At 32.0% G+C, this 18,214-nt stretch carries 19 protein-coding genes; 3 read left to right on the forward strand and 16 right to left on the reverse strand.

Annotated features, from left to right (window positions below):
• The first annotated feature begins 1 nt into the window (after position 1).
• Positions 2–508, forward strand: a complete 507-nt coding sequence (locus AB6T46_RS06010; RefSeq protein WP_370931240.1) for a CinA family protein — start codon at positions 2–4, stop codon at positions 506–508.
• 5 nt (positions 509–513) lie between these two features.
• On the opposite strand, the gene AB6T46_RS06015 is transcribed toward AB6T46_RS06010, so the two are convergent.
• The 11 genes from AB6T46_RS06015 to tpiA form a co-directional block, all read right to left on the reverse strand.
• Positions 514–969, reverse strand: a complete 456-nt coding sequence (locus AB6T46_RS06015; protein WP_370931241.1) for a type II toxin-antitoxin system RatA family toxin — start codon at positions 967–969, stop codon at positions 514–516.
• A gap of 216 nt (positions 970–1,185) precedes the next feature.
• Positions 1,186–2,148 carry a lipoyl synthase gene (gene lipA, locus AB6T46_RS06020; RefSeq protein WP_370931242.1) on the reverse strand — a complete coding sequence of 321 codons (963 nt, stop codon included), beginning with the start codon at positions 2,146–2,148 and terminating at the stop codon, positions 1,186–1,188.
• Between the two features lie 70 nt (positions 2,149–2,218).
• Entirely contained in the window at positions 2,219–3,679 is a 1,461-nt protein-coding gene (gene lpdA, locus AB6T46_RS06025) for a dihydrolipoyl dehydrogenase (RefSeq protein WP_370931243.1), read from the reverse strand.
• A gap of 28 nt (positions 3,680–3,707) precedes the next feature.
• Entirely contained in the window at positions 3,708–5,057 is a 1,350-nt protein-coding gene (locus AB6T46_RS06030) for a pyruvate dehydrogenase complex dihydrolipoamide acetyltransferase (RefSeq protein WP_370931244.1), read from the reverse strand.
• 10 nt (positions 5,058–5,067) lie between these two features.
• Positions 5,068–6,540 carry a pyruvate dehydrogenase complex E1 component subunit beta gene (locus tag AB6T46_RS06035; protein ID WP_370931245.1) on the reverse strand — a complete coding sequence of 491 codons (1,473 nt, stop codon included), beginning with the start codon at positions 6,538–6,540 and terminating at the stop codon, positions 5,068–5,070.
• A complete protein-coding gene (gene pdhA / locus AB6T46_RS06040) occupies positions 6,491–7,480 on the reverse strand; it encodes a pyruvate dehydrogenase (acetyl-transferring) E1 component subunit alpha (protein ID WP_370932056.1) in 990 nt (329 codons plus the stop codon). The genes AB6T46_RS06035 and pdhA overlap by 50 nt, the downstream gene beginning before the upstream one ends.
• 115 nt (positions 7,481–7,595) lie before the next feature.
• Positions 7,596–7,937 (reverse strand): septum formation initiator family protein, encoded by a 342-nt coding sequence (locus AB6T46_RS06045; RefSeq protein WP_370931246.1) that lies wholly within the window; start codon positions 7,935–7,937, stop codon positions 7,596–7,598.
• Positions 7,938–7,944: 7 nt separating this feature from the next.
• Complete coding sequence (gene eno / locus AB6T46_RS06050; protein WP_370931247.1) at positions 7,945–9,228, reverse strand: phosphopyruvate hydratase; 1,284 nt, start codon at positions 9,226–9,228, stop codon at positions 7,945–7,947.
• A 1-nt stretch (position 9,229) separates the two neighbouring features.
• Entirely contained in the window at positions 9,230–10,864 is a 1,635-nt protein-coding gene (locus AB6T46_RS06055) for a CTP synthase (protein WP_370931248.1), read from the reverse strand.
• Positions 10,865–10,898: 34 nt separating this feature from the next.
• Entirely contained in the window at positions 10,899–11,297 is a 399-nt protein-coding gene (gene secG / locus AB6T46_RS06060; RefSeq protein ID WP_370931249.1) for a preprotein translocase subunit SecG, read from the reverse strand.
• 77 nt (positions 11,298–11,374) lie between these two features.
• Entirely contained in the window at positions 11,375–12,127 is a 753-nt protein-coding gene (gene tpiA, locus AB6T46_RS06065; protein ID WP_370931250.1) for a triose-phosphate isomerase, read from the reverse strand.
• 128 nt (positions 12,128–12,255) lie between these two features.
• Between tpiA and AB6T46_RS06070 the strand changes: the two genes are divergently transcribed.
• Positions 12,256–13,704 (forward strand): peptidylprolyl isomerase, encoded by a 1,449-nt coding sequence (locus AB6T46_RS06070; RefSeq protein ID WP_370931251.1) that lies wholly within the window; start codon positions 12,256–12,258, stop codon positions 13,702–13,704.
• A 374-nt stretch (positions 13,705–14,078) separates the two neighbouring features.
• Here AB6T46_RS06070 and AB6T46_RS06075 read toward each other — a convergent pair whose 3' ends face one another.
• From AB6T46_RS06075 to yajC, 3 genes are read right to left on the reverse strand one after another with little or no spacing between them, the layout of a single operon-like run.
• Positions 14,079–14,942, reverse strand: coding sequence for a squalene/phytoene synthase family protein (locus AB6T46_RS06075; protein WP_370931252.1), 864 nt, complete (start codon positions 14,940–14,942; stop codon positions 14,079–14,081).
• 3 nt (positions 14,943–14,945) lie between these two features.
• A complete protein-coding gene (locus tag AB6T46_RS06080; RefSeq protein WP_370932057.1) occupies positions 14,946–15,332 on the reverse strand; it encodes an Mth938-like domain-containing protein in 387 nt (128 codons plus the stop codon).
• A gap of 12 nt (positions 15,333–15,344) precedes the next feature.
• Positions 15,345–15,743 carry a preprotein translocase subunit YajC gene (yajC, locus tag AB6T46_RS06085; RefSeq protein WP_370931253.1) on the reverse strand — a complete coding sequence of 133 codons (399 nt, stop codon included), beginning with the start codon at positions 15,741–15,743 and terminating at the stop codon, positions 15,345–15,347.
• A 152-nt stretch (positions 15,744–15,895) separates the two neighbouring features.
• Between yajC and AB6T46_RS06090 the strand changes: the two genes are divergently transcribed.
• A complete protein-coding gene (locus AB6T46_RS06090; RefSeq protein WP_370931254.1) occupies positions 15,896–16,771 on the forward strand; it encodes an ATP-binding protein in 876 nt (291 codons plus the stop codon).
• Position 16,772: 1 nt separating this feature from the next.
• On the opposite strand, the gene AB6T46_RS06095 is transcribed toward AB6T46_RS06090, so the two are convergent.
• Positions 16,773–17,432 carry an rRNA adenine N-6-methyltransferase family protein gene (locus tag AB6T46_RS06095; RefSeq protein WP_370931255.1) on the reverse strand — a complete coding sequence of 220 codons (660 nt, stop codon included), beginning with the start codon at positions 17,430–17,432 and terminating at the stop codon, positions 16,773–16,775.
• Between the two features lie 12 nt (positions 17,433–17,444).
• The gene (gene surE, locus AB6T46_RS06100; RefSeq protein ID WP_370931256.1) at positions 17,445–18,212 is read right to left on the reverse strand and encodes a 5'/3'-nucleotidase SurE; all 768 of its coding nucleotides are present in this window, start codon (positions 18,210–18,212) and stop codon (positions 17,445–17,447) included.
• Between the last annotated feature and the right edge of the window lie 2 nt (positions 18,213–18,214).

An 18,214-nucleotide genomic window follows, 5' to 3' on the forward strand; every position in this document is an offset into this window, starting at 1 on the left:
AATGATTCAAAATTCAATTATTAACAAACAAATAAAATATCTAGTAGAATTATGTTTAAAATATAATATCAAAATTACCACTGCAGAATCATGCACCGGAGGATTATTAGCAGCTTATCTCACTAATATTTCAGGTGTATCAAAAATCTTTGATCAAGGATATATAACATATTCTAACGATGCTAAAATAAATTTACTTGATGTAAAATCAGAAATTTTACAAAAATATGGAGCCGTAGCCGAGCAAACAGCTACAGCTATGGCTGAAGGCGCCTTAAAAAAAGCTAATGCAACTTTAGCATTTGCTATTACAGGAATTGCAGGTCCAACTGGTGGAACTGATGAAAAACCAGTAGGCTTAATTTATATAGCTATTGCAGTAAAATCATACAAAACTAAGGTTAAAAAATTACTGCTAGGCAACAAAACAAGAGATACATTAAGAGAAATGGCCATAGAACATATTCTAGCCTTAGCAATTGAAGAAATAGAACATAACTTAATATAAAATTATTACTTAATACCATATAAAAAGTCAGCTCTTTGTTCAAATACTTCTGAAAAATTTTTAAAAATTTTATCAAAAATACCACTTAAAGCAAAATTCAATAATTTATTCTTAAATTCATATTCTATAAAAAATTCTACTTGACATGTATTAATATCGTTATCATCTTTAAACGACCAATAATTATGCAAATATTTAAATGGACCATCTATATATTCTACATTAATAAGATGATTTATTTTATCTAAGGTAACTTGAGAAGTAAACGTTTCTTCAAAACCTTTATAATTTACTGTCATGTCAGCAACTAAAAAAACTTTATCATCTTCTGTATAACTATCCGTTATAATTAGCTTTTTACACATAGGTAAAAATTCAGGATATTTTTCCACATCAGCAACTAAATTAAACATTTGCTCACTTTTGTGTCTAACTAAATGGGTAGTATGAAATTTACTCATAAATCTTCCTAACAAACTATACTTTCTGATGTAATAATGTAACTACACCTATTTTAACTTTACAAAATCTTTACCAGCTTAAGATAAAGACTTGATTAAAAACTAAAATTCACAGATAAAAAACCTTTAGTTTACCAATAACAACATAAGATTTAAAATTATCTAATGCTGTACTTTTCTGGTTAACTAAACAGCTAATATAAATTACTTAATAAACTATACTGTCTGATTTAACAATCGTAATCGCGCCTCTTTTAACTTTACAAAATCTTCACCAGCGTGATGTGAAGATCTAGTTAAAGGACTAGAACTCATATGTAAAAAACCTTTAGTTTTACCAATAACTGCATAAGATTCAAATTCCTCTGGCGGTACAAATCTTATTACTGGATGGTGCTTTCTAGTAGGCTGTAAATATTGACCTATAGTCATAAAATCTACATCTGCGCTACGTAAATCATCCATAAGTTGCAACACTTCATTTCGTTCTTCACCTAATCCTAACATGATACCAGACTTAGTAAATAATGATGGAGATAATTCTTTAGCTCTTTGCAGCAACCTTATGGAATGAAAATATCTTGCTCCTGGACGAACCTTTAAATAATTAGAAGCTACCGTTTCAAGATTATGATTAAAAACATCCGGCGCAGCTTCTACAACTATTTCTAACGCACCATCTTTTCTTAAAAAATCTGGTGTTAATACTTCAACTGTAGTCTCAGGTGATATTTCTCTTATCTGTTTAATTACTTGAGCAAATTGTTTTGCTCCGCCATCGGGTAAATCATCTCTATCCACCGAAGTAATAACCACATGTTTAAGCCCCATAACCGCCACAGCTTCAGCAACTCTTTTTGGCTCATCTTGATCAACTGCTCCGGGCAATCCTGTTGTGACATTACAAAAGGCGCATGCCCTAGTGCATATTTCTCCTAAGATCATAAAACTCGCATGTTTTTGAGTCCAACATTCACCTATATTAGGACAGCCGGCCTCTTCACACACTGTCACCAATTTTTTCTGTTTTACTATATCCCTTGTTTCTTTATAACCTAAAGAAGTAGGAGCTTTTACTCTTATCCAAGCAGGTTTTTGCATCAATGGACTATTTGGTTTATTAGCTTTTTCTGGATGTCTTACTTTTCTATTAGTAATATTATCAACCACTGTAACCATGATGATTCCTTAATATTTATAATGAATAACTAAAATATACAGTTAAGATAACACATCAACTTTATATAAGTTAAGCATTTATTACTTTTCCATAAGCATCTAAAACAGCTTCTTTCATCATTTCTGACAAAGTTGGATGAGGGAAAACGCTATGCATTAGTTCCTCTTCAGTAGTTTCCAAATTCATGGCAACAACAAAGCCTTGAATAAGTTCGGTCACTTCTGCTCCAACCATATGAGCACCTAATAATTGTCCGGTTTTTTTATCAAAAATAACCTTAACCAATCCTTTATCTTCACCTAAAGCAATAGCTTTACCATTAGCAGCAAATTGATAACGTCCTACGCGTATTTCGTAACCCGCAGCTTTAGCTTTTTCCTCTGTTAAACCAACAGATGCTACTTGAGGATTACAATAAGTACAACCAGGAATTTTAGAACGATCTAACGGATGTACATTAGGTAAATTAGCTATTTTTTCTACACATAATACTCCTTCATGTTCCGCTTTATGCGCTAACATAGGTGCCCCGGCAACATCTCCAATAGCATAAATACCATTAACATTAGTACGGCAAAATTCATCTACTACTATAGATGACTTATCAGTCTTTACCCCTAATTGCTCTAGACCTAAATTTTCAATATTTCCTTGAACTCCAACCGCAGAAAGCAAGACATCAGCTGTTAATGATTGAGTTTTACCAGCTATATCCACATCCAAGGTAACATTATTACTATTTTTAACTACTTTATTAACTTTAGCATTTGTTAAAAATTTCATTCCTCGATTTTCTAAATTTTTACGAGCAAATACTGATATTTCAGCATCTTCTACCGGTAAAATATTTGCCATTTGTTCTATTACAGTAACCTCGCATCCCAAGTCTAAATAGAAGGAAGCAAATTCAATTCCTATAGCACCAGAACCAATAACAGCTAAAGATTTAGGCATAGCTTTCGGTACTAAAGCATCGAAATAAGTCCATATCAATTTACCATCTGGTTCTATTGATGGTAAAATTCGTGGTCTAGCTCCCGTAGCTAAAATTACATGTTTTGCTTGATATTTTCCTATAGGCAAAATATTAGTAGGTATATTAGCTTGAGGTTGACGTATTTCTTTATTACTTTTAGCAACTTCTATTACTGCCGGAGAATTTTTATCTGTGGCTTTTAATATTTTTGCCTCGCCCCAAATTATATCAATTTTATTTTTCTTCATTAAAAAACCAACACCGGCATTTAATCTACTAGAAATACCTCTAGATCTAGTTACAATATTATTGATATCTGCCTTAATATTACCATTAATTTCTAAACCATAATCTTTAGCATTTTCAGCAAAATGCTTAATTTCTGCAGAACGCAACAAGGCTTTTGTAGGGATACAACCCCAGTTTAAACAAATACCACCTAAATGCTCTCGTTCTACGATAGCAGTTTTAAAACCTAATTGAGCTGCACGTATAGCTGTTACATAACCACCTGGACCAGAGCCAACTATAATAATATCATAAACTTTTGACAAACAACTCTCCCTAATCATACAACATATTTTATAATAATAAGCTTAACGGTTTTTCAATATAACCTTTAAATATCTTAGCTAATTCAGCAGCCAATGCACCATCTACTGACCGATGATCACTAGAGATGGTCACTGACATAATATTAGCTATTGCAATAGAATCATTTTTAATGATCGGTCTTTTTTCACCGGCTCCAATAGCAAAAATGGTTGATTGCGGCGGGTTAACAATAGCAGAAAATTGTTTAACGCCAAACATACCCAAATTAGATACAGAAGTCGTACCACCTTGATATTCCTGAGGTTTAAGTTTACGATCTCTAGCACGTTTAGCTAAATCTTGCATTTCCTTCGAAATAACTATTAAATTTTTCTCTTCTGCTTTCCTTATGATAGGCGTTATTAATCCACCTTCGATAGAAACAGCAACACCGATATCAACGTGTTTATGGTGTATCATACCACTATCTAACCATGATACATTAGCTGCAGGTAAATCACGTAAAGACAAAGCAACAGCCCTTAATACCATATCATTAACAGATATCTTATATGCAGGAACATTACCTTTCTCAGTAGCTATGATTGGTGCATCTGCATTTATTTCTTGTCTAAGTGATAATAATTTATCTAACTCACAATCAATAGTTAAATAAAAATGTGGTACAGTTAATTTAGATTCTAATAATCTTTTAGCTATAGTTTTTCGCATATTATCATGCGGTATGATATTATAATTTTCTGGATCAAATAAACTTAAAATATCTTTTTCAGAAGCAGTTGCTAAAGGAATATTATTAGACATAGTTGCTTGATTACGAGCGTTTTCTACATCAACTTTAATAATTCTACCTTTAGGTCCTGTAGCCTGTATCGCACTTAACTCTAGACCATATTCCTTAGCTAATCTTCTAGCTAAAGGAGAAGCAAAAATCTTTCCAGAATGATTATTTACAAGCTTATCATTATTATTTACCGTTACAGTCACTTCTTTATTTGTTTTTTCTATAGTATCTGTTAACGGCTTTGCTTCTGTTCCAGTAGTTGCATTATTTGCCGGCGCCTCTGCTTTTGTTGCTGTATTAACCGCTGCTGTTGGTGCGTCCAACTCGGCTATTACCTGCTCAATTTCTTCACCATCTTCTGCTAAAACAGCTAACAAGCTATTAACTTTTACAGCCTGTGCTCCTTCTGCTATTAAGATTTTAGCAACTATACCTTCATCAATAGACTCTAATTCCATAGTTGCTTTGTCAGTTTCTATTTCTGCAATAATATCACCAGAATTTACTTTATCACCTTCTTTAACTAACCATTTTGCTAGGTTTCCTATTTCCATAGTAGGTGAAAGTGCTGGCATTAAAATTTTTATCGACATAGCAATCTCCTTAAAGCTTATACATGACACTTTTAACAGCGGTTACTACTTCTTCCACAGAAGGTAAAGCCAGTTTTTCTAAATTAGCCGCATAAGGCATTGGTACATCTTTACCTGCAATAGTTAATATAGGTGCATCTAAATAATCAAAAGCTTCTTGCATAATAAGAGTTGCTACTTCCTTACCTACAGAAGACTGAGGAAATCCTTCTTCTACCGTGACACAACGACCTGTCTTTTTCACTGATGTAATCACCGTTGGTAAATCAAGCGGTCTTATAGTTCTTAAGTCTATAAGTTCCACATCAATACCCTCTTTAGCTAAAATATCAGCTGCATCACAAGCATAAACCATTCCCATACCACAAGCAACTACAGTTACATCTTTACCTTTTCTTTCAATTCTAGCTTTTCCTATTGGTAACAGATATTCATCTAATTGCGGTACTAAAAACTTTTTACCATATAATAATTCATTCTCTAAAAAAATTACCGGATTTGGATCACGTATAGCAGACTTTAATAATCCTTTAGCATCAGCAGCGCTACAAGGCATCACAACTTTCAAACCAGGAATATGACCATACCAAGCAGCATAACATTGTGAATGTTGTGCACCTACACGAGCCGCAGCTCCATTAGGTCCTCTGAATACTATCGGTGCTCCCATTTGACCACCAGACATATAAAGAGTTTTAGCAGCAGAATTAACTATATGATCAATCGCCTGCATAGAAAAGTTAAAAGTCATAAATTCTAATATCGGTTTTAAACCAGTGAATGCAGCGCCAACAGCTAACCCAGCAAAACCATGTTCTGTTATCGGTGTATCAATAACGCGTCTTGGTCCAAATTCATCTAACAATCCTTGTGATACTTTATAAGCTCCATTATATTCAGCAACCTCTTCACCCATTAAAAATACATCTTCATCGCGACGCATTTCCTCTTGTATAGCTTGCCTTAAAGCTTCTCTAACTGTCATTTCCACCATTTCTGTCCCTGCTGGAATATCTGGATCTAACAAAGTTACTGACATTGGTGCTGCTTTTACTACTGGATCAACGGCAGATTCAGCTTCAATTTTCGATTCAACCGCAGAATTATCCTGCATCTGAGCTACATTATCTGATTGACTATCTTTTTGCGCCATATCTTCTATTGCACTTTCTAGAGTTTCCCCTTCTTGCAATAAAATCGCTATTACGCTATTAACTTTTATATTTTCAGTACCTTCTTTAACTAATATTTTGCCGATTACACCTTCATCGACAGATTCAATCTCCATTGTAGCCTTATCAGTTTCTATCTCTGCAATGATATCACCGATATTTACTTGATCACCTTCTTTTTTGTTCCATTTAGCTAATTTACCTTCTTCCATAGTAGGAGAAAGTGCCGGCATTAAAATTTTTATTGACATAGCAAATCCTTTAAAGAAAAATATCTGTATACAACTCTGAAGCATCTGGCTCTGGATCATTTTTAGCAAATTCTACTGCATCCAGAACTATTTTCCTTACTTCTTTATCTATATCTTTAATGTCCTCCTCAGACATTTTCCAATCAGACAACAATAACTCCCTAATATTTTCAATTGGGTCATGATGTTCTCTCATATCCTGTAATTCATCTTTACTACGATAATTGGCTGGATCTGACATAGAATGACCACGATATCTATATGTTTCCATTTCTATTACAATTGGACCATTTCCCCCTCTAACCCAAGCTACAGCCTCATCAGCAGCAGCTTTTACTGCACGAACATTCATACCGTCAACACGTTTACCTATAATACCAAAGGGCAAACCGCGTGCAGCAAAACCAGGACCAGCAGCAGCTCTAGCAACAGAAGTACCCATAGCATATTTATTATTCTCTATAATATATATTACTGGTAACTTCCATAAGGCAGCCATATTAAAACTTTCATATACTTGACCTTGGTTAGCAGCACCATCACCTATATAAGCTACACATAAATTATTATTTCCACGATATTTATTGGCAAAAGCAATACCTGTACCTAGAGCAATTTGAGCTCCTACAATTCCATGACCGCCGTAAAAATTCTTTTCTCGAGAAAACATATGCATAGAACCGCCTTTACCTTTAGAAAAGCCATTTCTACGTCCAGTTAATTCAGCCATAACCCCTTTAGCATCCATTCCGCAAGCTAACATATGACCATGATCTCTATAAGAGGTAATTACTTGATCACCTTCTATCAATGCCATTTGTATGCCTACTACAACAGCCTCTTGTCCAATATACAAATGACAAAAACCACCTATAAGACCCATACCATATAATTGACCTGCTCTCTCTTCAAAGCGCCTAATTAAACTCATATCTCTATAAGCATATATAGCCTCCTCTTTTGAGAAAGAAGCAACTGCGGTTTCTATTGGAATTTCCATTTTAATAATATCATTCATATCTGACGTCAGACTTTTTGTTTGCTTTTTCATATATTTCTCCTTAAAGCGGCAAATTAATTTACCACATCCTAAGTCCAGGTTAATTACTAAACTACTACCTTAAGCCATCAGTGTTATAGTTATCCATCATAATTACAAGCTCTTTCTTACCCATAAAAGCATTACTACGTCTTATATATTCATCTAAAGTATCATAATCAATGGTACCATCCCGAAGTAAATTTACTCTATGCTGCCAAAAAGCTAATTCTTGTTTTAACTCAATCAGTTTTTGTTCAGTTTTAATTATTTCTGTATCAACATATTTCTGTGCATTAACTCCTAAATCGCCTTGGTAAATATGATAACAAAAATATAAAATAATAGCAAAAATTAAGATAATTAAACTAACAGGCCAAAATTTACTAAGTGTTTTTTGTTCTGTCTGAATAACCATGCAATACCTAGTGATTTAACGATTTAAAAGCTGTAATTCCAGCATAATTAGCCATATTGCCAAGATCTTCTTCTATCCGTAATAATTGATTATATTTAGCTAATCTATCTGATCTAGCTAAAGATCCTGTTTTGATTTGCCCACAATTTAATGCTACTGCTAAATCAGCTATAGTTACATCTTCTGTCTCACCTGATCTATGCGACATAACACTTGTATAACCAGATCTATGCGCTAAAGAAACGGCTTCTATAGTCTCAGTCAATGTGCCTATTTGATTAACTTTAACCAATAAAGAATTTGCAACAGATTTTTCTATGCCGATTTGCAAACGTTTTTTATTAGTTACAAAAAGATCATCACCAACTAACTGACATTTATGTCCTATAGTATCAGTTAGAAGTTTCCACCCTTCCCAATCATCTTCAGCCATTCCATCTTCTATGGTAATTATAGGATAATTATTCACCAAATCTGCTAGATAAGCTACTTGATCTTCTCTAGTTCTACTTACATTTTCTCCGCTATATTGATAAAGATTATTTTTATAAAATTCTGTAGATGCACAATCCAAACCAAGATATATTTCTTTACCTGCGCTAAAGCCAGCCTTTTCAATAGCTTGCAACAAAATATCTAAAGCTTGTTTTGTATCTTTAAGTTCTGGAGCGAAACCACCCTCATCACCTACATTAATGTTAAAACCACCAGACTTTAACTCACTTTTTAATACATGAAATATCTCTGCTCCAAAGCGCAACGCCTCTTTAAAAGAACCAGCCCCTACCGGAAGTATCATAAATTCTTGAAAATCGATCAGATTATCTGCATGAACTCCACCATTAATAACATTCATCATCGGGGTAGGTAATATATTAGCAGCTACCCCACCAATATAACGGTAAAGAGGCAAACCAGTAAAAGCAGCACCAGCATGAGCAACAGCTAACGAAACACCTAATATTGCATTAGCGCCTAAATTTTCCTTATTCTCTGTACCATCCAATTCAATCAACATTCTATCAATTAGTAATTGATCACAAGCATCCATTCCAGCAATATGTTCAAATATCTGACTATTAACTAATGAAACTGCTTGCGCAACACCCTTACCACCGTAACGATTATCATTATCACGTAATTCCACGGCTTCATAAGCTCCGGTTGATGCTCCTGAAGGAACTGCAGCACGACCCCACGCACCATTTTCTAGAGTTACTTCCACTTCTATAGTTGGATTACCACGACTATCTAAAATTTCTCTTGCTAGAACATCTAAAATCGCCGACATATTATTCTCCTAACTGATAGCTATATTTTAAAGCAGCCTCTATAAAAGAAGCGAATAAAGGGTGTACATCAAACGGGCGAGATTTCAATTCTGGATGATATTGCACACCAATAAACCAAGGATGGTCTACATATTCAACGGTCTCTGGTAATATCCCATCTGGAGACATACCTGCAAATATAAATCCTACCTGCGCTAGATCTTCAATATATTTACTATTTACCTCATACCTATGTCTATGTCGTTCTGATATATCAGTAGTACCATAAATGCTGGCTATTTTACTATTTGACAATAATTTGGCATCGTAAGCGCCTAAACGCATAGTACCACCTAAATTACTAGTAATAGTACGTTTTTCTAAAATACCGTCATTAATCCATTCTGTCATTAGGCCTATTACGGGCTCATCTGTAGGACCAAACTCGCTTGAAGACGCTTTTTCACGACCTAACAAATTACGAACAGCTTCAATTACAGCCATTTGCATACCAAAACAAATTCCAAAAAAAGGTATTTTATTTAAACGAGCATAAGATATAGCTTTAATTTTACCTTCGGAGCCTCGGTAACCGAAACCACCAGGTACTAGAATAGCATGAATATCCTTCAATATATCTTGTGGATTATCATTAACTAAAGACTCAGAATCCACCCAAACAAGATTAACTTTTATTTTATTAGCTATGCCCCCATGAACTAAAGCTTCCATCAAAGACTTATATGCATCTTTTAACTCAATATATTTACCAACTATAGCTATATTAACTTGTCCGTCAAAATTATTGATTCTATTTGAAACTTCTGTCCATCTACTCATATCTAAATTAGGACAGACATTCATACCAAAAGCGTTTAATACTTCTATATCAAGACCCTCTTTATGATAAGATAACGGCACATCATAGATTGACTTAACATCTAAAGCTTGAATTACTGAAGACAATCTAACATTACAAAATAAGGATAATTTTGCCCGCTCCACTTCTGGAATATCTCTATCTGATCTAACTAACAATATATCAGGAAAAATACCTAAAGAGCGTAATTCTTTCACTGAATGTTGAGTAGGTTTAGTTTTTAATTCACCTGCAGATGGGATAAAAGGCATTAAAGTTAAATGAATATATAACAATGAGCCCCGCTCTAACTCATTTCCTAATTGTCTAATTGACTCTAAAAAGGGCATGGCTTCTATATCACCAACTGTGCCACCTATTTCACAAATAACAAAATCATACGATTCATTATCAGCTACAATAAATTCTTTAATAACATCAGTTACATGAGGAATCACTTGAACCGTAGCCCCGAGATAATCACCTCTACGCTCTTTTTCAATAATTTTCTGATAGATGCGACCTGTAGTAATATTATCATTTTTACAAGCAGGACGACCAGTAAAGCGCTCATAGTGACCCAGATCTAAATCTGTTTCAGCACCGTCATCGGTAACGAAAACTTCACCATGTTGATATGGCGACATTGTACCAGGATCCACATTGAGATATGGATCTAGTTTTTTAATACGAACTTTATAACCTCTAGCCTGTAACAAAGCGCCTAAGGCTGCCGCAGCTACGCCTTTACCTAATGATGAAACAACACCACCTGTAATAAAAATATAACGAACCATACATAAACTCTATCATAATATTAAGTGAGGATTATTACAATCCTGTTGGTACTCCAGAAGAATCTTTATCCTTCTCTTTAATTTTTGGAACCGATTTTTTTGCCGGTGACTTTTCATCCATTTGTGGTATCTTATCAACAGCGGAATCCGGCACACCACCTAATTGCTCTATTAAGGTCTCATTATTTTCTGGCAATAAGTCATGTAAAGATTTATCTTTATGACTAACGCTATCTATTATTAACAAAATTATCGCCAAACCAAAAAATAAAGTTGCTAAAATTGCGGTAAGACGAGACATAAAACTCTTACTACCTCTGCTAGCATTAAAATTATTGCTACCAAAACCACCGCCATCAGATTTTTGCAAAAGTATCACTGATATTAGTGCTAGAACCACAAAAAGATATATTATAACAACAAATATTTGCATAAAATTTCTCGCTTATTAAATTATATATCGACTAATAACATATTTTTTAAGTCAATATAAGTATGTTTAATCATTAATTAGTTAAATTTACAAATTTTTAAGAATTCTTCAGCTTGCAAGCTTGCTTTCCCTACTAATAAACCATTAACATCTTTAATATTCAGGATATTAGCTGCATTTTTACTAGTCACAGACCCCCCATATAATAACCGAATATTTTGTGCTGCCTTACCTAATTTTTCTATAAGAAAAGAACGAATAAAATTATATATTTCATCAAGTTCTACTAAAGTAGGAATTTTACCAGTACCTATAGACCATATTGGTTCATAAGCTACAGTTAATTTATCAATATTAGCAGAATCACTTAATACTTGCTCTAATTGTTTAGTTAAAAACTCTAAAGTTTCCCCTTTTTCATAAACGTCTATCGATTCTCCAATACATAAAATAGTATTTAAATCACTTTCCCAAGCTTGTGCTAATTTATTTGCAATTTGCGGATTAGTTTCATGGTGATTTAATCGTCTTTCAGAATGACCTATAATAACCCAGCTAGCTCCTACATCTTTAAGCTGCTCTGCTGAGATATCTCCTGTATAAGCCCCGTTATTTTCATGACAACAATTTTGAGCACCTAATTGCAAAATATGTAGATTCAATTGATTAGCAGCAAAAATTAAGGTATCAGGCAGACAAAAAATTACTTCAAACGGTAAATTTTTATCGGCTGAGCTTAAAGATGACTCTATAGTAACTAACTCCTCTAGGGAATTAAGAAAACCATTCATTTTCCAATTACCCACAATAAGATTTTTTACATTTTGCATAAGATTCCTCTTTTGTGTATATATTGTAAGTATACATAGTAGATATACATATTAAAATGCAAGTTTTTTACACTTAATAAAACAAAAAGTTGAGCCAAACAGACAGAATAAAACATAGGGTAATTTTCATGATAACTAAACTGCGTGCAGCAAAAAACTCTTTACTTATAAAAATTTTTCTTACTATCACAGCTTTAGGTTTATTAGGATGGAATATCCCCCAATTATTTTCTTCTGCAACTAACTCTAACTATATTCTTAAAGCGGGCAAAAGCAAAATAACATTACCAGAATATCAAATATTATTAAATCAATGGAATCTAATTATAGCCAAACAATATGGACTACAAAGACCTTTGACAATTGAAGAAATGGAGCAAATGGGCTTACTAGATTATGTATATAATAATACCAAAGCTCAATTATTGCTTGCAGAAGCAGCTAGATCACAAGGTCTAACAGTCTCATCAAAAGCCTTTGTAGAATTTATTCAACAAAATAATTTATTTAAAAATAATAATGGTGTTTTTAGTCGCAGTAGATTCGAAAATTTTTTAAACCAGTTACAGATTTCCGCCAATCAATATTTTGCAGCAACCAAAAATGAAGTGCTCACCAAACAACTAATTTACCCTTTATCAGATTCATTACATGTATCTGATAAAATACTTAAAGCTTTAGAAACAGGTTATACACAAAAAAATAACTTTGCTTATTACGAAATAACAGCTGAAGATTATAAAAAAATTGCTAAACCAAGTGAAGAAACACTAAAAGAATATTTTGAAACAACAAAATATAACTTTTTATCGCCTGAATATAGACAATTAAGTTACTTCATCCAAGACGACACTAATCAAAATTTATATGCTGAAATTAATAATGCACGTGCAGATGGATTAACAGTTCCTGACTTAGCAAAGAATTTTAACTTTAAGCTACATTCTATTACCATAGATAAAAATGGCAAGAATAACAAAGGAATACAAATAACCACGCCACAAGAAAAATCTTTATTAGATAAAGCCTTTGAAATAGAAGAAAAAGACTTATATCTACCCACTACCATAAATATGGGCAATAAAACAATATGGTTTCAAATAGAAGAAATAATTGAAGCAACACCAAAAGCATACGATGAAGTAAAATCAGAAGTTTTAGTAACATGGCAAAAAGAACAAACTCAACAGAAGTTTTTTCAGCAGTTACAATCATTAATGCCAGAAATAGAAAAAAATGAATCCATAGAGCAATTTGCGAAAAAACACAATCAAAAATTAAAATATTTAAATAACGTTAGCTTCGCTAACACCGCCGAAAAAGCAGATAAAAATTTATCACAAGAACAACTACAATATTTAACTATAATGCCTGTTAATAAATTACTATTAATACCTGATGCTACTGGTAAAAAAGCTATAATTATAGCTAAAACAGAGACAAAAAAATCAACTGAACATTATAATATGTCAGACGAAGAAAAAGAAAAAATACGACAAGCGATAAAAAATAACATCTTAAACAGCTTATTAAAATATTATTCTAATTTATATCCTATAAAAGAAGCTAACAATTAATATAGCTATAAATATAATCAGAAATTTACGCTCTGTTTCAATACCTTTCGTAAACGTCCCATATATCAGTAGACTATTAATCTTTTAATAATTTACTGGTATATGGAAAATTCAAATATAGGTTATATTTACATCTAATTTCTTCTAAATGCACTGTGCAAATAGATAGAGAAAACGATCCGTTAACTTAATTTCTATGTAAAAAATACTTACAGCAAAGAGATATGCTGCTAAGCGCTAATACAAAAATAAAGAAGCAAATAAACTATAACACAAGCTAATAATTTAGAAAAATCATTCAGAATTTATTCAAAAATAAGAAAACTTCTTTTAAAGAATAACAATAAATCTAGCTAATGTAATAGATCGGATTTTCATTTATTACCTAAAATAGGAAATTTACCAAGATAAAAGCTAGAAAAATAAATAAGCTGACTTTTTAATTTAGATATAGATAAAAAATTAACTAAATCTTTTTTATCAAACTTATGACAATTATCATAATATCCTTTAGTTAAAGAAATAGGTAAAAATAAAAAATTAGCCTCTTTCAATAAAACATCTGTTATCATAGTAAAATCTTTATAATTACTAAAGATAAATTCACACAAGATTTTATAAATTTTTTTCTGTTCCGCCTCAGACAATTGGAGAATGGTTAAATTACTATCAATAGCAACAGCTTTAAATAAGATTTCTGGTATTAATCTTCTAGTATAAGGATGATAAAAATTACGCAGAATATCTTGTCCTAATAATATTATAGCAGCTTTAGTAATTATATTATTAATGGAATCAAAGGAAAGATTATTTTTTCTATTTAATAAAAATATTCTAATAGCTAAATATAAAATATTTCCCCTTGTTTTTTCAGCATATATTGTAAAATCTTCAATATCCTTCATTTCGCTATTCATAGATAACTGTGAATTACAATATTCAATAAATTTTTCTACAGGTAATTGATAATCATTAATAAGTAAATTTATCTTTTTTACCAAGGGTGTATAGCTGCTAACATTTTCGTTATTTTTTAATTTTTCAAAAATATCTATCCACCATTGCACTTTAATTTTAGCTAAATCACGATTAGAGGTTTGATATAATAAACGAGAGATTTCATAATGAAAATTATATAATATTGCTAGAGGCTCACGCAATTTTATTGGAGCATATAATAGAGCAAGATATTGATGATATTGAGCGTCTTTCAACTGACGCAAAAAAGATACTGACATAATTTAATCTACAGCATAAAAAGCAGCAGCCACGGCTCTATCTTCAGCTAACAATACATTATAAGTACGCACTGCAGCACCTGTATTCATAGCATCTGCAGATATATTAAATTTTTGCAATTGTTTCTTTAACTCATTATTGACAGGGTGAAGCTCTTTACCTGTACCCAATAATAAAATTTCTATTTGATCTGCTTCTAAAAAAACACGATCTAACATTTCAATAGTAAAATTACAAGAAGTAGGTGACCAACTATAAATACCTGAAGGCAAACAAATTATCGACCCTTTATGTGACATTTTAGCAAAACTAAAACCCCCATTACCATAACTATCGATAGGAGTTGTCCCAGGCAAATATGCCTCGCGTATATTAATAGCCGATCCCATTTCTTTCATAAATTATTCTTCAGTTTTTTTACGAGTTTTTTTGCTAGCAGGTTTTTTAACTTCTTTATTAGTTGTTTCTACATCAGTTATAACATCACCTTTTACGCGAACATCAGCAACAGAATAACGAGTTACACGTACACGTACACCTTCTGCTATTTCCACCTCTAGCTCATTAGATTCATCTATAACTTTCGTAACTTTGCCAACGACTCCACCACCAGTGACTACAGTATCACCACGACGAATAGCTGCTAATTGTTCTTGTCTTTTTTTCATTTGAATACGTTGTGGACGCACAATTAAAAAATACATTATTGCAATTATTGGCACAAAAGGTAACAGAGTGAATAAAATAGAACTTTGTCCAGCCCCTGCATCAACTGTAGCATTAGCATATGATATAAACATATAACTCTCCTAAATAGATTAATATATTAATTCACTGATGTTCTCATAGCATAATTGTCTAGATTATACAATAAACATCAACTTACAAATAAGTTATCCATATTATAAAGATTTTTTTTAATAATACAATTTAAATATGTTATAAGAAAATTATGACAAAATTAGACTTTTTTCAATCTGAGCTACTTAACCGCCTAGATAAAATAATAACATCTATTGAAAATATTTCCTCGCCTCATGTCAGAGATCCTAGCGAAATTTTAAAATTATCAGATAATTTTATTTGGGATGCTCAAACAATTTCGTTAATACCAATAAATAACAAAAAATATCTACAATTAGATCTGCTAAAAACAATTGATAGTGCTAAAGAATTATTATACCAAAATACCCTACAATTTGCACAAGGATATAATGCGAATAATTGTCTATTATGGGGTGCAAGAGGAATGGGTAAATCTTCTTTAGTAAAAGCGGTACATACAGAAATAACAAAAATACATAAAATAAAATTAATAGAAATTTATAAAAATGATCTAAATTCCTTATCTTTATTACTCAGATTGTTAGCAGATCAACCTTATAGATTTATTCTTTTTTGCGATGATTTATCTTTTGACTCACAAGATCAAAATTATAAATTTTTAAAATCCATCTTAGAAGGTGGACTCATCCAAAGCCCTGAAAATTTAATTGTTTATGCAACTTCTAATCGAAAACATTTACTTGCTAGAGAAATAATTGAAAATCAACAAGCAAATGCTATAAATAATACTGAAGTATTAGATGAAAAAATTTCTCTAGCTGATCGTTTTGGCCTATGGATAGGGTTTCACAAAATCAGTCAAACAGAATATTTGCAAATTATCGACCATTATGTAGAATATTTTAAATTACCAATCCCTGATAATTATAATTTACACCAAGAAGCACTTATGTGGTCAATAACTAGAGCTAGCAGATCAGGTAGAACAGCTTGGCAATTTATTCAAAATTTAGCTGGCTTAATAAAATATAAATTACCCTAGATTATAGTATCCTAGCACAACCGCTAGTTAAAAATTGATATCTAACATTCATTATAGTTTCGCCATCTTCAATTGCACTACTATTATTATATAATTTTAATTTTTGCACGTTATATTCATTACCTAAAGCAAATATCATTTTACCAGTATTTAATAAATTCTTTTTTAAATATGCAGGAAAATGCGGAAATGCTCCCCAAACTATAATGCGATCAAATAATGGATCAGGTAAAATCTTTAATGCATCTGCTTGTTTTATAAAAATATTCTTGATCAGAAACTTTTCAAATTTTTTTTTTGCTAGCTCTACTAAAGTTTTATATCTGTCTATAGTTACCACTTGTTTAGCTAATTGTGATATTATAGCTGCTGTAAATCCAGAACCTGTTCCTATTTCTAAAACATTATGATTATTCTGTATATCTAATTTATCGATGGCTATCATTTGCTCATCAAAATTTTCCATATATTGACCGCATTCAATTGGAATAATACCATTATGATAAATACTATCATATTTTATTGGTATAAAACTTTGCCTTGGATAGATCTCTAATGCTGAAAAAATTTCCTTATTTTGAACACCTAAACTTCTTAATTGTAAAATAATCCTAGCAAATTCTTCATATTTACTAATATAACAAGGTGTATCTTTTCTCATAACTCACCAAACTTAAGCAAATAGTTTTTGCAAATTATTTAAAGACTTTTCTGCAAATCCGTAAAAAGAAAAAGGTGTAATAGATATTTTATTTTCGGATAATATACTAACATCTGTATCTTGCTCTGCAATAACTTTAGCGGGCATAGGCTGTAACCATAGCACCGGACGCAATAAAGGATCTTTACTCTCTGTTACATTTATTTCATAGCCTAGATTTTTTGAAGGACTACCAACCTTTACACCAGTTACCTCACTTATTTTACAAGCTGGAAAATTCAAATTAAATAACATATTTTCAACTAAATTAGCCTCTAACAGTCTATTAATTATCTTTTCTAAAAAATATTCTGCTACTTCATAAGAAGTAAATAGAGTACGTTTCTCAGAATTATAATAAGAAGCTTGCGATATTGCTAAAGACAATATTCCATTCACCATTCCTTCTCTAGCAGCTGCATATGTGCCTGAATAAGCCATAGCATGACCAATATTTGCACCATCATTTATTCCTGATAAAATAAGATCAGGTTTGTGTGGCATTAAATGTTTAAGAGCAACTAAAATACAATCTACCGGTGTCCCCGTGAGAGCAAATTGATATTTATCTAATTGTCGTAATCTCAATGGATTAGACATACTGATAGCATGTCCGATTCCACTTTGATCACATTCTGGTGCTACTACCCATACTTCATGACCTATTTTTTCCGCGATAGATTTTAATATCTTTAAACCATTAGCATGTATATTATCATCATTGGTTATTAAAATACGCATTG

The organism is Bartonella sp. DGB1, assembly GCF_041345015.1.
Lineage (GTDB): Bacteria > Pseudomonadota > Alphaproteobacteria > Rhizobiales > Rhizobiaceae > DGB1.

Bases quoted from the DNA above. Each gene is read 5' to 3' on its own strand.
- AB6T46_RS06010 (WP_370931240.1), top strand. From the start codon at position 2: ATGATTCAAAATTCAATTATTAACAAACAAATAAAATATCTAGTAGAA.
- secG (WP_370931249.1), bottom strand. From the start codon at position 11,297: ATGCAAATATTTGTTGTTATAATATATCTTTTTGTGGTTCTAGCACTA.
- AB6T46_RS06035 (WP_370931245.1), bottom strand. From the start codon at position 6,540: ATGATCCAGAGCCAGATGCTTCAGAGTTGTATACAGATATTTTTCTTT.
- AB6T46_RS06080 (WP_370932057.1), bottom strand. From the start codon at position 15,332: ATGGGATCGGCTATTAATATACGCGAGGCATATTTGCCTGGGACAACT.
- AB6T46_RS06015 (WP_370931241.1), bottom strand. From the start codon at position 969: ATGAGTAAATTTCATACTACCCATTTAGTTAGACACAAAAGTGAGCAA.
- surE (WP_370931256.1), bottom strand. From the start codon at position 18,212: ATGCGTATTTTAATAACCAATGATGATAATATACATGCTAATGGTTTA.
- AB6T46_RS06090 (WP_370931254.1), top strand. From the start codon at position 15,896: ATGACAAAATTAGACTTTTTTCAATCTGAGCTACTTAACCGCCTAGAT.
- AB6T46_RS06030 (WP_370931244.1), bottom strand. From the start codon at position 5,057: ATGTCGATAAAAATTTTAATGCCAGCACTTTCACCTACTATGGAAATA.
- pdhA (WP_370932056.1), bottom strand. From the start codon at position 7,480: ATGGAAATTCCAATAGAAACCGCAGTTGCTTCTTTCTCAAAAGAGGAG.
- AB6T46_RS06075 (WP_370931252.1), bottom strand. From the start codon at position 14,942: ATGTCAGTATCTTTTTTGCGTCAGTTGAAAGACGCTCAATATCATCAA.
- AB6T46_RS06095 (WP_370931255.1), bottom strand. From the start codon at position 17,432: ATGAGAAAAGATACACCTTGTTATATTAGTAAATATGAAGAATTTGCT.
- AB6T46_RS06070 (WP_370931251.1), top strand. From the start codon at position 12,256: ATGATAACTAAACTGCGTGCAGCAAAAAACTCTTTACTTATAAAAATT.
- yajC (WP_370931253.1), bottom strand. From the start codon at position 15,743: ATGTTTATATCATATGCTAATGCTACAGTTGATGCAGGGGCTGGACAA.
- AB6T46_RS06045 (WP_370931246.1), bottom strand. From the start codon at position 7,937: ATGGTTATTCAGACAGAACAAAAAACACTTAGTAAATTTTGGCCTGTT.
- tpiA (WP_370931250.1), bottom strand. From the start codon at position 12,127: ATGCAAAATGTAAAAAATCTTATTGTGGGTAATTGGAAAATGAATGGT.
- eno (WP_370931247.1), bottom strand. From the start codon at position 9,228: ATGTCGGCGATTTTAGATGTTCTAGCAAGAGAAATTTTAGATAGTCGT.
- AB6T46_RS06055 (WP_370931248.1), bottom strand. From the start codon at position 10,864: ATGGTTCGTTATATTTTTATTACAGGTGGTGTTGTTTCATCATTAGGT.
- lipA (WP_370931242.1), bottom strand. From the start codon at position 2,148: ATGGTTACAGTGGTTGATAATATTACTAATAGAAAAGTAAGACATCCA.